Source organism: Litorivita pollutaquae, assembly GCF_003205515.1.
Lineage (GTDB): Bacteria > Pseudomonadota > Alphaproteobacteria > Rhodobacterales > Rhodobacteraceae > Litorivita > Litorivita pollutaquae.
Genome location: NZ_KZ826485.1, coordinates 157,173 through 172,247, shown reverse-complemented (window position 1 = coordinate 172,247; position 15,075 = coordinate 157,173). Strand labels below are relative to the sequence as shown.

At 59.7% G+C, this 15,075-nt stretch carries 13 protein-coding genes; 9 read left to right on the top strand and 4 right to left on the bottom strand.

Annotated features, from left to right (window positions below; translation table 11 throughout):
• The first annotated feature begins 33 nt into the window (after positions 1-33).
• From rsfS to DI396_RS10720, 7 genes are all read left to right on the top strand, one after another.
• The gene (gene rsfS, locus DI396_RS10750) at positions 34-399 is read left to right on the top strand and encodes a ribosome silencing factor (protein ID WP_110796215.1); all 366 of its coding nucleotides are present in this window, start codon (positions 34-36) and stop codon (positions 397-399) included.
• Complete coding sequence (gene rlmH / locus DI396_RS10745) at positions 400-870, top strand: 23S rRNA (pseudouridine(1915)-N(3))-methyltransferase RlmH (protein WP_110796214.1); 471 nt, start codon at positions 400-402, stop codon at positions 868-870. It begins immediately after the preceding gene.
• 108 nt (positions 871-978) lie between these two features.
• Complete coding sequence (gpmI, locus tag DI396_RS10740; protein WP_110796213.1) at positions 979-2,496, top strand: 2,3-bisphosphoglycerate-independent phosphoglycerate mutase; 1,518 nt, start codon at positions 979-981, stop codon at positions 2,494-2,496.
• Entirely contained in the window at positions 2,493-3,647 is a 1,155-nt protein-coding gene (locus DI396_RS10735) for a murein hydrolase activator EnvC family protein (protein WP_110796212.1), read from the top strand. Before gpmI ends, DI396_RS10735 begins: the two co-directional genes overlap by 4 nt.
• Before the next feature lie 3 nt (positions 3,648-3,650).
• Positions 3,651-4,991, top strand: coding sequence for a S41 family peptidase (locus DI396_RS10730; RefSeq protein WP_110796211.1), 1,341 nt, complete (start codon positions 3,651-3,653; stop codon positions 4,989-4,991).
• 276 nt (positions 4,992-5,267) lie between these two features.
• Positions 5,268-5,474: a cold-shock protein gene (locus DI396_RS10725; RefSeq protein ID WP_110796210.1), complete on the top strand. Its 207-nt coding sequence runs from the start codon at positions 5,268-5,270 to the stop codon at positions 5,472-5,474.
• 139 nt (positions 5,475-5,613) lie between these two features.
• On the top strand, positions 5,614-6,096 hold the full coding sequence (locus DI396_RS10720; RefSeq protein WP_110796209.1) for an RNA pyrophosphohydrolase: 483 nt from the start codon (positions 5,614-5,616) through the stop codon (positions 6,094-6,096).
• Positions 6,097-6,102: 6 nt separating this feature from the next.
• Here the strand turns inward: DI396_RS10720 and DI396_RS10715 are convergent, their stop codons facing one another.
• The 4 genes from DI396_RS10715 to dapE form a co-directional block, all read right to left on the bottom strand.
• On the bottom strand, positions 6,103-7,584 hold the full coding sequence (locus tag DI396_RS10715; protein WP_235851831.1) for a lytic murein transglycosylase: 1,482 nt from the start codon (positions 7,582-7,584) through the stop codon (positions 6,103-6,105).
• 112 nt (positions 7,585-7,696) lie between these two features.
• The gene (gene rnr, locus DI396_RS10710) at positions 7,697-9,985 is read right to left on the bottom strand and encodes a ribonuclease R (RefSeq protein WP_110796287.1); all 2,289 of its coding nucleotides are present in this window, start codon (positions 9,983-9,985) and stop codon (positions 7,697-7,699) included.
• 31 nt (positions 9,986-10,016) lie between these two features.
• The gene (locus tag DI396_RS10705; protein WP_110796286.1) at positions 10,017-10,607 is read right to left on the bottom strand and encodes a TIGR04282 family arsenosugar biosynthesis glycosyltransferase; all 591 of its coding nucleotides are present in this window, start codon (positions 10,605-10,607) and stop codon (positions 10,017-10,019) included.
• Positions 10,608-10,642: 35 nt separating this feature from the next.
• Complete coding sequence (gene dapE, locus DI396_RS10700) at positions 10,643-11,839, bottom strand: succinyl-diaminopimelate desuccinylase (RefSeq protein ID WP_110796208.1); 1,197 nt, start codon at positions 11,837-11,839, stop codon at positions 10,643-10,645.
• A 292-nt stretch (positions 11,840-12,131) separates the two neighbouring features.
• Here dapE and DI396_RS10695 point away from each other — a divergent pair, with 292 nt between their 5' ends.
• Together DI396_RS10695 and DI396_RS10690 are read left to right on the top strand one after the other, a co-directional pair.
• On the top strand, positions 12,132-13,742 hold the full coding sequence (locus DI396_RS10695) for a Hint domain-containing protein (protein WP_110796207.1): 1,611 nt from the start codon (positions 12,132-12,134) through the stop codon (positions 13,740-13,742).
• A 52-nt stretch (positions 13,743-13,794) separates the two neighbouring features.
• Positions 13,795-14,883 carry a Hint domain-containing protein gene (locus DI396_RS10690; protein ID WP_110796206.1) on the top strand — a complete coding sequence of 363 codons (1,089 nt, stop codon included), beginning with the start codon at positions 13,795-13,797 and terminating at the stop codon, positions 14,881-14,883.
• The last annotated feature ends 192 nt before the right edge of the window (positions 14,884-15,075 follow it).

The window sequence follows — 15,075 nt, the reverse complement described above, 5'->3', positions numbered from 1 at the left end:
GCAGCTCAGGCTGCGGGTTCCGGAGTGCCGCCTATGAGCGCGCCTCAAGATGTGTCCAGCGAAGAACTGCTGGCGCGTATTCTCTCCTCGCTCGACGAAGATAAAGCCGAAGATATCGTACAGATTGATTTGCGCGGCATGACGGCGATTGGCGATTACATGGTGATCTGCACGGGCCGGTCATCTCGTCAGGTTGCCTCGATTGCCGAGAAACTGGTCGAGCGCCTGAAGGCAGATTTTGGTCGCCTCAGCAAAGTCGAAGGCAAGGACACCGGCGATTGGGTGTTGGTCGATGTTGGCGATGTCATCGTCCATGTGTTCCGCCCCGAAGTGCGCGAATTCTATCAGCTTGAAAAAATGTGGCTGCCCAGCGGCGCGGCGGCTCCTGCTGACGCGTAAATGAAGTTGCATATCTGCGCGGTGGGCCGTCTACGGACTGGCCCCGAGCGCGATCTTCTCGACGACTATTTGAAGCGATTTGAGCGCACGGGGCGGGCTTTGGGCCTTGGCCCCGCGATTGTGCATGAGGTCGAGGATAAAAAAGGCGGCGGTATGGCGGCAGAGGCCGACCTGCTGCGCCGTAGCCTGCCCAAGGGGGCGGTGATCTGCGCGCTGGATGAACGCGGTAAGCTGATGACCTCGCCGGAGTTCGCCGATAAGCTTGCCGGATGGCGCGATGCGGGGCGCTCTGATCTGGCCTTTATCATTGGCGGGGCGGATGGGATCGACCCGTCCTTGCGGGCCGAGGCGGATTTTTCCTTGTCGTTTGGCAAAATGGTCTGGCCGCATATGATGGTGCGCGCGATGCTTTCCGAACAAATCTATCGGGCGGCTTCGATCCTTGCTGGCGGGCCGTACCACCGCGTGTGAACGGCGGATTTCGGGCGCAATGATGCGGCAGGTGCGAAAGCGGTTCAAAATCCGGTGCGAAGCGGCTAAAACCGGCGCAAATTCTATCCGAGCCTGCGGAGCATCCCTATGAGCCATCCCAAACCTGTTGTCCTTTGTATCCTCGACGGTTGGGGCGCGCGCAGCGAAACGGGTGCAAACGCGCCAGCTTTGGCTGACACGCCGAATTTCGACCGGATCATGCGCGACTGCCCGAACAGCCAGTTGATCACCCACGGTCCCGATGTGGGCCTGCCTCGCGGGCAAATGGGCAATTCCGAAGTGGGGCATACCAACATCGGTGCGGGGCGTGTGGTTGCGATGGATCTGGGTCAAATCGATTTGGCGATTGAAGACGGCAGCTTTGCTGATGCCGAGAACCTCGTGAAGTTTATCGACGCGATGAAGGCCTCGGGCGGCACCGCACATGTGATGGGCCTTGTCTCGGACGGCGGGGTGCACGGGCATCTCTCTCATATCATCGCGGCGGTTGAAACGCTTTGCGCGGCGGGGGTGCCGGTGGCGTTGCACGCGATGACGGATGGGCGTGATGTGGCGCCGAAATCGGCCGCAAGTTTCATGGCGAAATTACAAGCGGCTTTGCCCGAGGGCGCGAAAATCGCCACCGTGACGGGGCGCTATTATGCGATGGACCGCGACAATCGTTGGGAGCGTGTCAGCACTGCTTATAACGCGATGATCAAGGGCGAGGGGCCCAACAAACCTAGCGCCGTAGAGGCGATTGCCGATGCCTATGCCGCCGATCAAACCGATGAATTCATTCCCGCCACTGTGATCGGAGATTACGCTGGTGCGCATGATGGCGACGGCGTGTTTTGCCTCAACTTCCGTGCGGATCGCGCGCGCGAGATATTGGCCGCCATTGGCAAGCCGGAGTTTGACGGCTTCGACACGGGCCCGCGTCCAGATTGGGCGGGGCTTTTGGGGATGGTCGAATATTCCGACGGTCACAACACCTATATGACTGCCGTGTTCCCCTCGCGCGACATCGTGAACACGCTGGGTGCTTGGGTCGCCAAACAGGGCCTGCGCCAGTTTCGTGTGGCCGAGACCGAAAAATACCCGCATGTGACGTTTTTCCTCAACGGCGGCAAAGAAGAGCCGGAAGACGGCGAAGTGCGTTACATGGCGCCCTCGCCCAAGGTCGCGACCTATGATCTGCAACCGGAAATGTCGTCGGTCGAAGTGACCGATGCCTTTGTCGGCGCGATCAAGGATGGATTTGATTTGATCGTTTGCAATTATGCCAACCCTGACATGGTCGGCCATACCGGCGATTTGCAGGCCGCGATGAAGGCGTGCGAAGCGGTGGATGCCGGCCTTGGCCGTGTGTTGGAGGCGCTAAAGACGGCAGGCGGCGCGATGATCGTCACCGCCGACCACGGCAATTGCGAAACCATGATTGATCCCGAAACCGGCGGGCCACACACGGCACATACGATCAATCCGGTGCCTGTGATTTTGGTCGGCGGGCCAGAGGGCGCGGCACTGCGTGAAGGTCGTTTGGCAGACCTGGCGCCGACCTTGTTGGATTTGATAGGCGTTGAGAAACCTGACGAGATGACTGGCGAGAGCCTTTTGAAATGATCCGCATCGCCTGCCTGATCGTGATGATGATGGCGGGAATGCTGCGCGCCGAAGTAGACGCGCGCCCGGATGCACGAGTGGCGGCGCGTGATGCCGCACAACGGTTGGATGCAGCGGCGCGGCAGATGGACAAAGCCACAACCGCCAAGGACCGCGTCAAAGCGCTCAGCGAGACGGTGCATGCCTATGAGGACGGATTGGACGCGATGCGTGACGGGCTGCGCCGCGCCACGGTGCAAGAGCAACGTATCAGCCGGGAGTTAAAAGCCCGTGAGATCGAAATCAGCCGTCTTTTGGGGGTGTTGCAATCGATCGGTGCTGCTCCTGCGCCTGCCACATTGTTGCATCCTGACGGGCCGGTGGGCACGGCGCGGGCCGGCATGGTGTTGGCTGATATCATGCCCGGCGTGAATAGCGAAGCCGCAAGCCTGCGGGCGCAGTTCGAAGAGGTCACCACGTTGCGCCTGTTGCAAAAATCCGCAACAGAGACCTTGCAAAAGGGTTTGGTCGGGGCGCAAGAGGCGCGCACAGCATTGAGCCAGGCCGTGGCCGATCGTACCGATTTGCCACGCCGCTTCACGGCCGACCCGGTACGCACGGCGATTTTGATCGCTTCGACCGAAACGCTTGAAGGATTTGCCAGCGGTCTGTCGCAGATCACCGATGCCGAGGGCGGCGCGCCGCTACCGGATATTTCACATCGTCAAGGTACATTGCCGTTGCCGGTGCAGGGGCAGGTGTTGCGCCGCGCCGGAGAGGCCGATGCTGCCGGCATCCAGCGCCCCGGGATCGTGATGGCAACGCGCCCGCAGGCTTTGGTCACCACGCCAACCGCCGCGACGATCCGCTATCGCGGGCCATTGTTGGACTACGGAAATGTGATGATCCTTGAGCCGCAAACAGGCCTACTGTTGGTTCTGGCGGGGCTCGATGTGGTTTACGGTCACGCTGGCGAAGTCTTGCCCGCAGGTGCGCCCGTGGGTTTAATGGCGGGCGACCCGGCGCTTTCGGGCGAGATTTTACAGGAAACACCGGCAGGGATGGGCATTGGCTCTGGAAACCGGCGCTCGGAAACGCTCTATATAGAAATCAGGCAGGACAACACGCCGGTAGATCCGGAGCTGTGGTTCGAAACGGATAAGGATGACTAGGCGATGAAGAAATTCGTAATGGCAGCGGCGGGCGGTATCCTTGCCGGCGGCATCGTGACGACACAGCTTGCGGCGCCTTTGCTGGCCCAAGAGGCCGCCAAGACCACCAACGTGTATGAGCAGCTTGATCTGTTTGGTGACATTTTCGAGCGCATCCGCGCGCAGTATGTTGAGCCCGTGGATGAGGCAAAATTGATCGAAGCCGCGATCAACGGCATGCTGACATCGCTTGATCCGCATTCCTCTTATATGCCGCCCGAAGACGCCGAAGCCATGCGCGTGCAGACGCGGGGCGAATTTGGCGGCCTTGGCATCGAGGTCACCCAAGAAGAGGGTTTCGTCAAAGTCGTTTCACCCATTGATGGCACGCCTGCGGAAGCGGCGGGTATCGAATCGGGCGATTTCATCACCCATGTGGATGGCGAAAGCCTGCTTGGTCTGACGCTGAATGATGCGGTGGAATTGATGCGCGGCCCCGTGGGCAGCGAGATTATCATTACCATCGCCCGCGAAGGCGAAACCGAACCTTTCGACGTTTCGATCATCCGCGATACGATCAAATTGACCGCTGTGCGGTCGCGCGTTGAGGGCGACACAGTTGTTTTGCGCGTTACCACCTTCAATGACCAAACCTATCCGAACCTTGCCGAAGGCCTCGCCAAAGAGGTTGAAACGCTGGGGGGGCTGGACAAGGTGAACGGCTTTGTTTTGGATTTGCGCAACAATCCTGGCGGGCTTTTGACCCAGGCGATCAAAGTATCGGATGCTTTCCTCGAGAAGGGTGAAATCGTCTCGACCCGTGGCCGCAACCCCGAAGACGGGGACCGGTTCAATGCCGATGCCGGTGATCTGACTTCGGGCAAGCCCATCGTCGTGCTGATCAATGGCGGTTCGGCTTCGGCTTCTGAAATTGTGGCGGGGGCTTTGCAAGACCACCGCCGCGCCATTGTCGTTGGCACGAAAAGCTTTGGCAAAGGTTCGGTGCAAACGGTTCTGCCGTTGCGCGGCGACGGGGCGATGCGGCTGACCACGGCGCGTTATTACACGCCTTCGGGCCGCTCGATTCAGGCGCTCGGCGTATCGCCGGACATTATCGTCGCACAGCCGCGCCGCAAGGTGGAAACCGAATCCGAGGATGAGGCAGCGGTTAAGCCACGCACACGGTCCGAAGCGGATCTGCGCGGCAGCTTGAACAATGACAGCCTGACAGAGGATCAAATTCGCCAGATCGAAGCTGATCGCGCCAAGGCCGAGAAGGCTGCGAAGCTGCGTGAAGAGGATTACCAATTGGCCTATGCTATTGATATCCTTAAGGGCCTTTCGGCGCTCGGCCCGAAAGAATAGGCCGCAGCGTCGCGCCAACGATCAAGGCCGCGCTTTTGCGAGGCCTTGATATCGGGTTTGAGGGCGGCGGATTTACGCCACACACTCGCCGTCAAATACCGGATCTTGCGCGGTTATCTCGCAAAGACCTTGCTCTTGAGCATGAATCGCCTTAAATAACACCTGCGACGTTACCACTATCGGCCTCACTGATCCTCTTACGGCACAGTCTTTCGATCTTGCACTGACTTAGCCGAACTGCCGCATTCCGTGGGCAGTATAAAAAGGAGAACGACGATGGCTACTGGCACCGTCAAATGGTTTAACACTACTAAAGGCTTCGGCTTTATCGCCCCCGATGGCGGCAGCAAAGATGTGTTTGTGCACATTTCGGCTGTTGAGCGCGCGGGCCTTACTGGTCTGTCCGACAACCAAAAAGTGACTTTCGACATCGAGCCCGGCCGTGATGGCCGCGAGAGCGCGACAAACCTCGCATTGGCGTAAGGTTTGGCCCCGATTGCGGGGCTGGTAAAGTATTGAAAAGGGCGCATCTTTGTCGATGCGCCCTTTTTTGCACGCGCCTGCTTTCCCTCTGGTCGGAGCGCCGTTAGGTTGAGGGCACGATCACCGCAAGAGGCCCACCATGACCCCCGATGAAATTGAAAAACTGCCCTATCGCCCCTGTGTCGGGGTGATGCTTGTGAACGGTGACGGGCATGTTTTCGTTGGCCAGCGGATTGATAATCCCGGGCCCGCTTGGCAAATGCCGCAAGGCGGGGTGGACGAGGGAGAGGCGCCGCGCGATGCCGCCCTGCGCGAGCTTTGGGAAGAGACGGGAATAGAGGCCGGTAAAGTATCGGTCGCGGCCGAAACCAACGAATGGATCCCATACGATTTGCCGCATGAACTGGTCCCACGCATTTGGAAAGGCCGCTATCGTGGCCAAGAACAAAAATGGTTCCTGTTGCGCTTCGAAGGCACGGATACGGACGTAAACATCGCCACCGACCATCCCGAGTTTTCACAGTGGCGGTGGTTACCGCCGCAAGACTTGGTTGCCAATATCGTGCCCTTCAAGCGCGCGGTTTATACCCGCGTTTTGGCCGAGTTTGATGGCCTGATTTAACCGCAGTTAGCGTTTGAGAAGCTTCATCAAATCTTGTGAGGGGAAGCCGTCCGGCGTCGCGCCAACCGAATTTTGAAAGGCACGAATGGCGTTGATGGTGTTCGGCCCGATGATGCCATCGATTTTTTCGACATCGAAGCCCTTGCGTTTCAATCGCCTCTGCATTTCCTTTTTCTCATTAAACGACAATGGCTTATACCCGCGCGGCCAAGAGGCTTGAATGGCCGGGCCGCCTTTCAACCGGTCGGAAAGATGTCCGACTCCGATCACATAGGCGTCGGCCTTGTTGTATTTCTCAATGGCAGCGAAATTGTCGAAGATCATAAACGCGGCCCCTGCCGAACCGGCAGGTAGCAAGATCGAGGCCCGGCCATAGTTCGGCACCACCCGTCCGTTCACATCGCGCACGCCCATAGCGGCCCAATCGGCCGGGGATCGTTTGTTGTCGCGCCGCGCGGCAGCATGATTGAAGCCTCTGGGCAAACGTACTTCGACGCCCCAAGGTTGGCCTTTGGTCCAACCGGAGCGTTGCAAGTAGGCCGCCGTCGAAGCCAGAGCATCGGCGGGATTGTCCGACCAGATATCGCGTTTCCCGTCGCCGGTGAAATCCACAGCGAATGACAAATAGGAGGTCGGGATGAATTGTGTATGGCCCATGGCACCGGCCCAAGATCCGGTCATGTTGCGGGGGGCAACGTCGCCGGATTGCAGGATCTGCAGCGCTGCGATCAACTGCGCCTCGAAGAACGCACCGCGCCGCCCGTCATAGGCCAGTGTTGCCAAAGCCTCGATGATATGGATGTTGCCGCGGTGTTCGCCGTAGGCGCTCTCCAGCCCCCAAATCGCCGCGACGACTTCTTTTTCGACGCCATATTTTGCCTCGATGCGGTCCAGAACACGGCCGTGTTTGCGCAGGGCGGATTGGCCGTTTTTGACCCGCACCGGCGATGCGGCGCTGTCGAGGTAGTCCCAGATCTGTTTGGTGAACTCGGATTGATTGCGGTCCTTTTGGATCACGCTGGTGTTGTAGCGCACCCCGCGAAAGGCACGGTTGAGCACTTCGGGCCGGATGCCTTTGGCGCGAGCGCGCGATTGGAAACCTTTGATCCAACGGTCAAACCCGGCATTGGCGGTTGAAACCCGTTCGCTGGCCAAAACGATATCGGCGGTGAATGTATCGGGGCGTTCTTGCGGGCGCAGGCTGCGGGTAACGGCATTGGCGGGGGATCGGGACGGTGCGGCGGTTTGCGTGGGCGGCGAAATCGCAGCAAGGGCGGCGGCGGCGATGCTGGCCCCAGCGGCGGCATCGGTGCCACGTACCGGCGCCGGCGTTGCGGGTTCGGGGGCCTTCTGCGGAACGGTGGGAGCCTGTGCGGGTCGCGCCTGTGGACGCAGGGATTGCGCCACGGGAGCGGCGCCTGCTGCCATGGTGGTGGCGCCAGAGAATGCCAGAGTAACCAGTAGAATCGTGCCGAACACGCTATGCATTTTTTGCCTCAAGACTGCTTTCTCCACGATGCTATCCGCATTGTTTCCGAATCGAAAGCAAAGTTGCATCTAGCATGGGCATCATGCCGCCGACGGGCGCGATCCGGATGGATTAGCTGCGTTTGCGGTGGACCTTGCGTTTGACCTTATCGGCTTTGCGTTTGGCCTTAACCGCCTTACGCTTCGCGGGCTTGCCGCTGTTGCCGCCGCGCCGTGCTTGGCGGGAAAAACCACCGCCGGTCGGGCCGTGGGGGACATCCTCACCGTCGAGCGTCAGTATTTGCAATTCGACCCCGCCGGTGACCGGCAGGGCATCGATCAATTTGACCGTAACCCGTTGGCCAATTGTGATGATCCGCCCTGTATCTGCGCCCATCAAGGAATTGTTGTCGCGGTCGAAATGAAAATATTCGTTGCCCAATGATCGGATCGGCACCAACCCGTCGGCACCGGTTTCGTCCATTTTCACGAAGACGCCGAATTTGGCGATGCCGCTGATCCGGCCGGTGAATTCACCGCCCAGCCGTTCGGACAAAAACGCCGCGAGGTAGCGGTCGTTGGTGTCACGCTCCGCGACCATCGAACGGCGTTCGGTGCTGGAAATATGCGTGGCGGTATCGTCCAGGGATTCGATCCCAGCCGGTGACAATCCGTCTTTGCCCCAACCGTGACTGCTGATCAAAGCGCGGTGCACGATCAGGTCGCTGTAGCGGCGGATCGGAGAGGTGAAATGCGCGTAGCTTTGCAAGGCAAGGCCGAAGTGACCGAAGTTTTGCGGGCTGTAATAGGCCTGCTGCATCGAGCGCAGGGTCGAGATGTTAATCAACTCATCGCTTTCGGTGTCTTCAGCGGCCTTGAGCAATGCATTGAGATGCGCGGTTTTCAACACTTGGCCTTTGGCCAAGTTGAAGCCCGCCGCTTGCGCCACTTCGCGCAGTGCGTCGAGTTTGTCGGTACTGGGTTCCTCATGCACGCGGAAGAGCAGCGGTGATTTCTTGGCAATCAGGGTTTCGGCAGCGGCGACATTGGCGAGGACCATCAATTCCTCAATAAGCCGGTGCGCATCGAGCCGCTCGCGGAAATTCACCGAGGCGACTTTGCCGGCGTCATCTAACTCCACCTTGCGCTCTGGCAAATCAAGGTCCAGCGGCTGCCGCCGCCCCCGCGCGCGGGTCAGCGCATCATAAGCGGCATAAAGCGGCGCGATCACCAAATCCATCAAGGGCGCGGTTTTCTCGTTGGGCTTGCCATCAACGGCGGCTTGGACTTCTTCGTAGTTGAGCGAGGCGACAGACTGCATCAATCCGCGTTCAAACCGGTGGCTGATCTTGTTGCCATCGGCGTCGAGTTGCATGCGCACGGCGATACAGGCGCGCGGCACGCCTTCGTGCAGGCTGCATAGATCGCCGGAAAGGCGATCGGGCAACATTGGCACAACGCGGTCGGGGAAATAGGATGAATTGCCGCGTTTGCGCGCCTCGCGGTCAAGCGCGGTGCTTGGGCGCACATAATGGGCGACATCGGCGATGGCGACCCACACAATATGACCGCCCTCGTTTTTCGGATCGTCGTCCGCATGGGCCCAGCAGGCATCATCATGGTCGCGCGCGTCCCAAGGGTCGATTGTGACCAAAGGCATATCGCGCATGTCGGTGCGGCCCTTGAGGCCGGCTGGCTTCATGGCGTCGGCTTCGGCAATCACCTCATCGGGGAAATCATCGGGAATGCCATGTTGGTGAATGGCGATCAAAGACACGGCTTTGGGTGCTGATGGATCGCCCAAACGGTTGACGATGCGCGCGCGCGGCAACCCCATGCGCGCCTTGGGTCCGGCCTGTTCGGCTTCGACCAATTCGCCGTCCTTTGCGCCATGGGTGGCATCGGCGGCAACGCTCCATTCGGTGCCAAGCCCCTTGTCGATGGGCAAGATGCGCCCGCCTTCCGCGCCTTTGCGAAAGACGCCCAGAACCTTATGGGGGTTCGTGCCGATCCGGCGGATCAGCTTGGCATCATATGTGTTGCCCTCGCCTTCGCCCAAGGACACGCGGGCCAAAATCCGGTCGCCTTCGCCCAATGCGGGATCGGAGGCGCGCAGCGCCATGAAAATCTTTGGCTCCGGTCCCTCGCCTTGCCATTCGAGCGGCTTGGCCGTGAGGTCGCCGTTGCTGTCCGGGCCAAGAATTTGCAGCACAGACACAGGCGGCAACCGGTCGGGATCGCGATAGGTCTTTTGACGCTTCTCGAGATGCCCTTCCGCCTCCAACTCTTTCAGGATGCGTTTCAGGTCGATCCGCGCGGCGCCTTTGATGCCAAAAGCTTTGGCAATGTCGCGTTTTGCGGTTTGTGTCGGGTGGTCGGAAATCCATGCGAGAATCTCCGCCTTGGAGGGCAGCTTGCTCATGCCTATGCCGTAACACGGCGCGCGGGCGGCGTCATCGGGAAAGAACTGGCGCGGGCGCGGCATGCGCCAAATTGTGCAAATCCTCGGCGGTGTCGATGTCCTGAAGCGTGTCGATCAGGGTAGTGCGCAGACCGCCAAGGCTGGCGCGGCTGTCCGCAAGGGCATGTTCGCAGGACCAGCGCACGTTTTTGAAAAGCCCGGGCGGGGGCGGGGCGCTGCGTTTGAGGCCGGTGAGCCAGAAACCGCCGTCCGGTGCGGGGCCAAAAACCGCCTCATCGCGCCCAAGCGCGGCAAAGGCACGGGCGATATGTGCAGGGGTGATGCCGGGAATATCCGCGCCAATGATACAAACCGGGCCTTTGGGAAGGCCATACATCAACCGCGCCATGCGCGTGCCAAGATCACCGTTGCCTTGCGCGACGCGGGGCAGATGCGCGGGCCAAATCGGGGTCATCAATCCGGTGCGGTCCGGCGCGACGGCGAGGATCAATTCCCAACGCGGGTCAGACAACCGGCGCAGCAAAGCGGCGCTTTGGTGGCGAAACCACCATGCCGAAGTCGTCATGCCAAGATCCGCGCCAAGGCGGGTTTTGACACGGCCCGCTTGCGGAACTTTCAGCATCACCACAAGGCGCTGGCGATAGGACAAACCGGGTGTCATCGGGCGAAATAGTCGCGCAGGATACGGCTGTAAATGGATTTCAATTGGTGGATTTGAGCCACCTCGACGCGCTCGTCGACCTGATGCATCGTCTTGCCGACAAGACCGAATTCCACCACGGGGCAATGGTTTTTCACGAATCGCGCATCCGATGTGCCGCCCGATGTGGACAGCTCTGGCGCGATACCGGTTTCGGCCTCGACCGCGCGGGCGATGATGCCGGAAAAATCACCCGGCGGGGTGAGGAAGCTTTCGCCGGATATTTTGATTTTGAGGTCGGCTTCGATCTTGAATTCATCAGCAATCTTCCCGGCCTCGGCGCGCAGCCAATCCGACAGGTCCGCGCCGGTATGGGCGTCATTGAACCGGATATTGACGGTGGCACGGCTGGCCTCGGGAATGACATTTGTGGCCGGATTGCCGGTGTCTATTGTGACCACGGCAAGGGTCGAGGCATCGAAATGTTCGGTGCCGGTGTCGAGCTTATGGGAGGACAGCCGGTCCATCAATCGCGCCATCGCGGGCAACGGGTTGTTGGCGCGATGCGGGTAGGCGGCATGACCTTGGGTGCCGCGCAGGGTGAAGAACGCATTGAGCGATCCCCGCCGCCCGATTTTCATCATCTCGCCCATAGTGTCGGGGCAGGTCGGCTCGCCCACAAGGCAGACAGACATCGCCTCTCCCTGCTGGGCCATCCAATCCAAAAGCGCCAGAGTGCCGTCTTCGGCATCGCCCTCTTCATCGCCGGTGATCGCAAGGATCAGCGCGCCGTCTTTGGGCATATCATTGGCAAAATCAATCGCGGCGGCGGCAAAGGCGGCCACGCCGGATTTCATATCGGTGGCCCCGCGCCCATACATAAAACCGTCTTTCACCTCGGCACCGAAGGGCGGCATGGTCCACGCATCGGGATCGCCCAAGGGCACCACATCTGTATGACCATTAAAGCCGAAACTCTTGGCTGCGGCTTTGGCACCAAAGCGGGCGTATAGGTTGGCAATGCCGCCGCGATCAACGCGGGTGCAGGTGAAGCCCGCCGCGCTCAACAGCTCTTCGAGCAAGACCAAGGCGCCGCCTTCATCCGGCGTGACCGACGCGCAACGGATCAGCGCAGCCGTCAGCGCTTCGGGATCGGTTGCGCCGGTGTCGTCACGTAGGTCATCCGCGATTGACGGAGCGGGGGATGCGGTCATTTTGCTCTCCTTTTGGGGTTTGTATGTAGCCTCTCGCGGCCACGGGGGAAATCCAAAACGTTGTAAAAAAGCCGCGATTTCGGAGCTTTAGCAGGGCTTCCTTCGCGAAAGCCGTATGGAATGGGACTGTCATATGTTAACCATTTGGTAATAATGACCCGAGGCAGGGCAACCAAAGTGGGGCCGCAATAGGCCCCTATCGAGCAGAATAAAGATGATAATAGTTTGATAACGTTGGATTATATCCGGCGTGCGATGGGGTATCCTGTCTCCAACAGGGGTTGGAGCAGTCATGGTTGCGGCATCAAAGCTGTCTGTAAACAGCAACGCCTCTGCACTGCAGATGGCACAGGAAATTTTTGGTCCCGGCGTTCAGGTGGTCGGGGCTTCGGTCAGTGGTGACAGCCGCTCTTCGGGTGTTTTCGAAGGTGGCGACACGGTTGCGCCTGGATTGACGCCGGCGGATACTGGTGTGATTTTGTCCACAGGGCGCGCCGATAGCGTGACCAATCCCGCCGGCACCGTCGGAAAAGGTTGGAACACCCGCCCTGCCGACGCCAACCAGTCTGATTTTCGAAGCACCAACACCCGCGGCCTTGATAACGAGGCGGGCTTTAACGAGGCCGCAGGCACCCGTACCTTTGATGCGGCCTATATGGACGTAGATTTCATTCCCGATGGCGATGTGATGACGATGCAATTCGTTTTTTCATCCGAAGAATACCCTGAGTTCACCACCGGTCAGTATCAGGATTTCGTCGGCGTTTGGGTCAATGGTCAACAGGTCGAGTTGGCGGTGGGTGATGGTGATATTGATCCGGGCAATATAAACGGATCAGCGAACCAGAACCTTTATGTCGACAATGCCAACTCGGAGTTCAACACCGAGATGGACGGGTTCACCGTCACCATGACATTGACCATGCCGGTCAATGCAGGGGCGCTCAATTCGATCCGTATCGGCATCGCGGATGTCACCGATACCAGTTATGATAGCAATCTTTTGATTGCAGGCGGGTCGGTGCAAACCGCCGTGGTGGCACATGAGGATGTCGGCAATGTCTTTGCCGAAGGCTCGACGACGATCGACGTGCTGGCCAATGACTATAACGTCTCTGGCGGTCAATTGTTCATCACCCAGATCAACGGCAATAACGTTTATCCCGGGCAGGTGATCACGCTGAAAACGGGTCAGCAGGTGTTTTTGAACACCCGCGGCACCTTGACGGTGCTTGCCGATGAGGATGTCGAAGACGTCAGCTTTACCTACACCATCCAAAGCGAAACCGGCCAAACCGATGTGGGGTTTGTTACCGTTAGCTCGATCCCTTGCTTTGTTGCCGGCACGATGATCCGCACGCCGGATGGAGACGCCGCGGTCGAGAGCCTTGAACCCGGTGATCTGGTGATGACCAAGGATGACGGTGCGCAACCATTGCGGTGGATCGGGCGGCGCGGCGTTGCGGCCACGGGTGATTTCGCCCCGATCCGCATCGACGCCAATACCTTTGGCCGTCATGACGCCTTGTTTCTGTCGCCTTTGCATCGCGTATTGATCCGCGATCATTTGGCCGAATTGATGTTTGGCGAGGCCGAGGTTTTGATCGCCGCCAAGGATCTGGTCAATGATTGTTCGGTCCGGCGGATCGAGGGCGGTGCGGTAGAATATGTGCATTTGCTGTTTGACCGGCACCAAGTGGTCTATTCCGCCGGGTTAGAAACCGAAAGCTTCCTGCCGGGGCCGCAAACCAACAAGAGTTTCGAAGCGGAGATTGTGCGCGAGATCTGTGCGATTTTCCCCGAGATCGATCCCGAAACCGGAGCCGGATATAGCCCCGCCGCGCGCCGCCTCCTGCGCGGCTTCGAGGCACGGCTGTTGTTTGGCGAGCGGAGCGCCGCGTGATCCGTCCCGATTTAGTTTCGATATCTTTTTCTTGTCTGGCTCGGGTGTTCTGATGGCTTGGATCGGTCTCTCTGATACAGGTGGGTGCGTGCTCAATCCTGCGGGATTGACGGCGGGGGAGATGCCGAAAGGGCAAGGCGCCACACAGCGACAAATGCCGCAGGGCACGATCATGCTCGAGACCCGATTGTCACCGGACGGGCGGCCGCAATCGCTCTTGTCGTACCAGCGCAGCCACCCTTGGCATAGCGGGTTTTCCCTGCATTCCCTGCCGGATGGGGGGCTGGCAGTGGCCAGCTCTTTGGGCGATCATGTTGCCCATGGGGTGTTGCATCACGACGGCGCGGGGCGCACCGATGTCTTGCGCATCAGCTACAGTTGGAGCGTGCCCGAAGGGTGGGGGCGTTTGACGGTCGAGCGCCCGGAGGGACCGTCTTGTGTGACGATCACACTCAAGGCGCCGCCGCCGATGATGATGGAAGATTTGCATCACATGTTACGTGACCCGTTACGGCGCAGCATGGATGCGGATGTAATTTTTGCGGCTTTGTCGGACCGGATTGAACCGGTCGGCCCCACCCCGACGCTTAGCCTCGCCACGCCTGTCGCGGCGGCTGGCGGTTATCGCACCGCAAGCACGTTACAGCGCGGCGATCTGGTTTATACGCCATCGGGGGATCTGGTGCCGGTGCTGCAAACCGTGCGCCGCACGGTGCCCGCGCGCGGCAATTTTGCGCCGGTGCGGTTGCGCGCGCCCTATTTCGGTTTGCAACAAGACATCATCGTCGGACCGGAGCAACGGTTGATGATCAGCGGATCAGAGGTTGAATATCTTTTCGGGGCCGAGGCGGCATTGGCATCGGCGGGTCATATGATCAACGGCGTCTCCGCCATGCGTTGTGATGCTCATCTTCTGGTCAGCTATGTGCAGGTGGTCTTGCCCAAACACGAGGCGGTTCTGGCAGCAGGCTGTGCGGTCGAGAGCCTGTATATCGGACGGTTGCGGCGCGACCCCGTCGGTTTGGCGGCGAGCATCCTGTGCGATGTTTCGCGCGGCGCATTGCCTGAACATGCCCGCGTCAGTTATCCGGTTTTGAAGCATTTCGAGGCGGTGACTTTGGCCGATCACCGCGCCGCCTGATCTATTCGGCGAAGCGTCGATTTTCGCCTTCAGGCACCCGCTGTCACCTATCGTGGGCAGGGCACCTGTCAGTGCAGGCGGTATCTTGGGCGCGGTTTGCACCGGTCCTAGGCCGAAACGTTCGCGAACTGTGGCAAAGACATGGGGCAAAGATATCATGCACAGGATATGCCGATGAGCATATGTAGACGA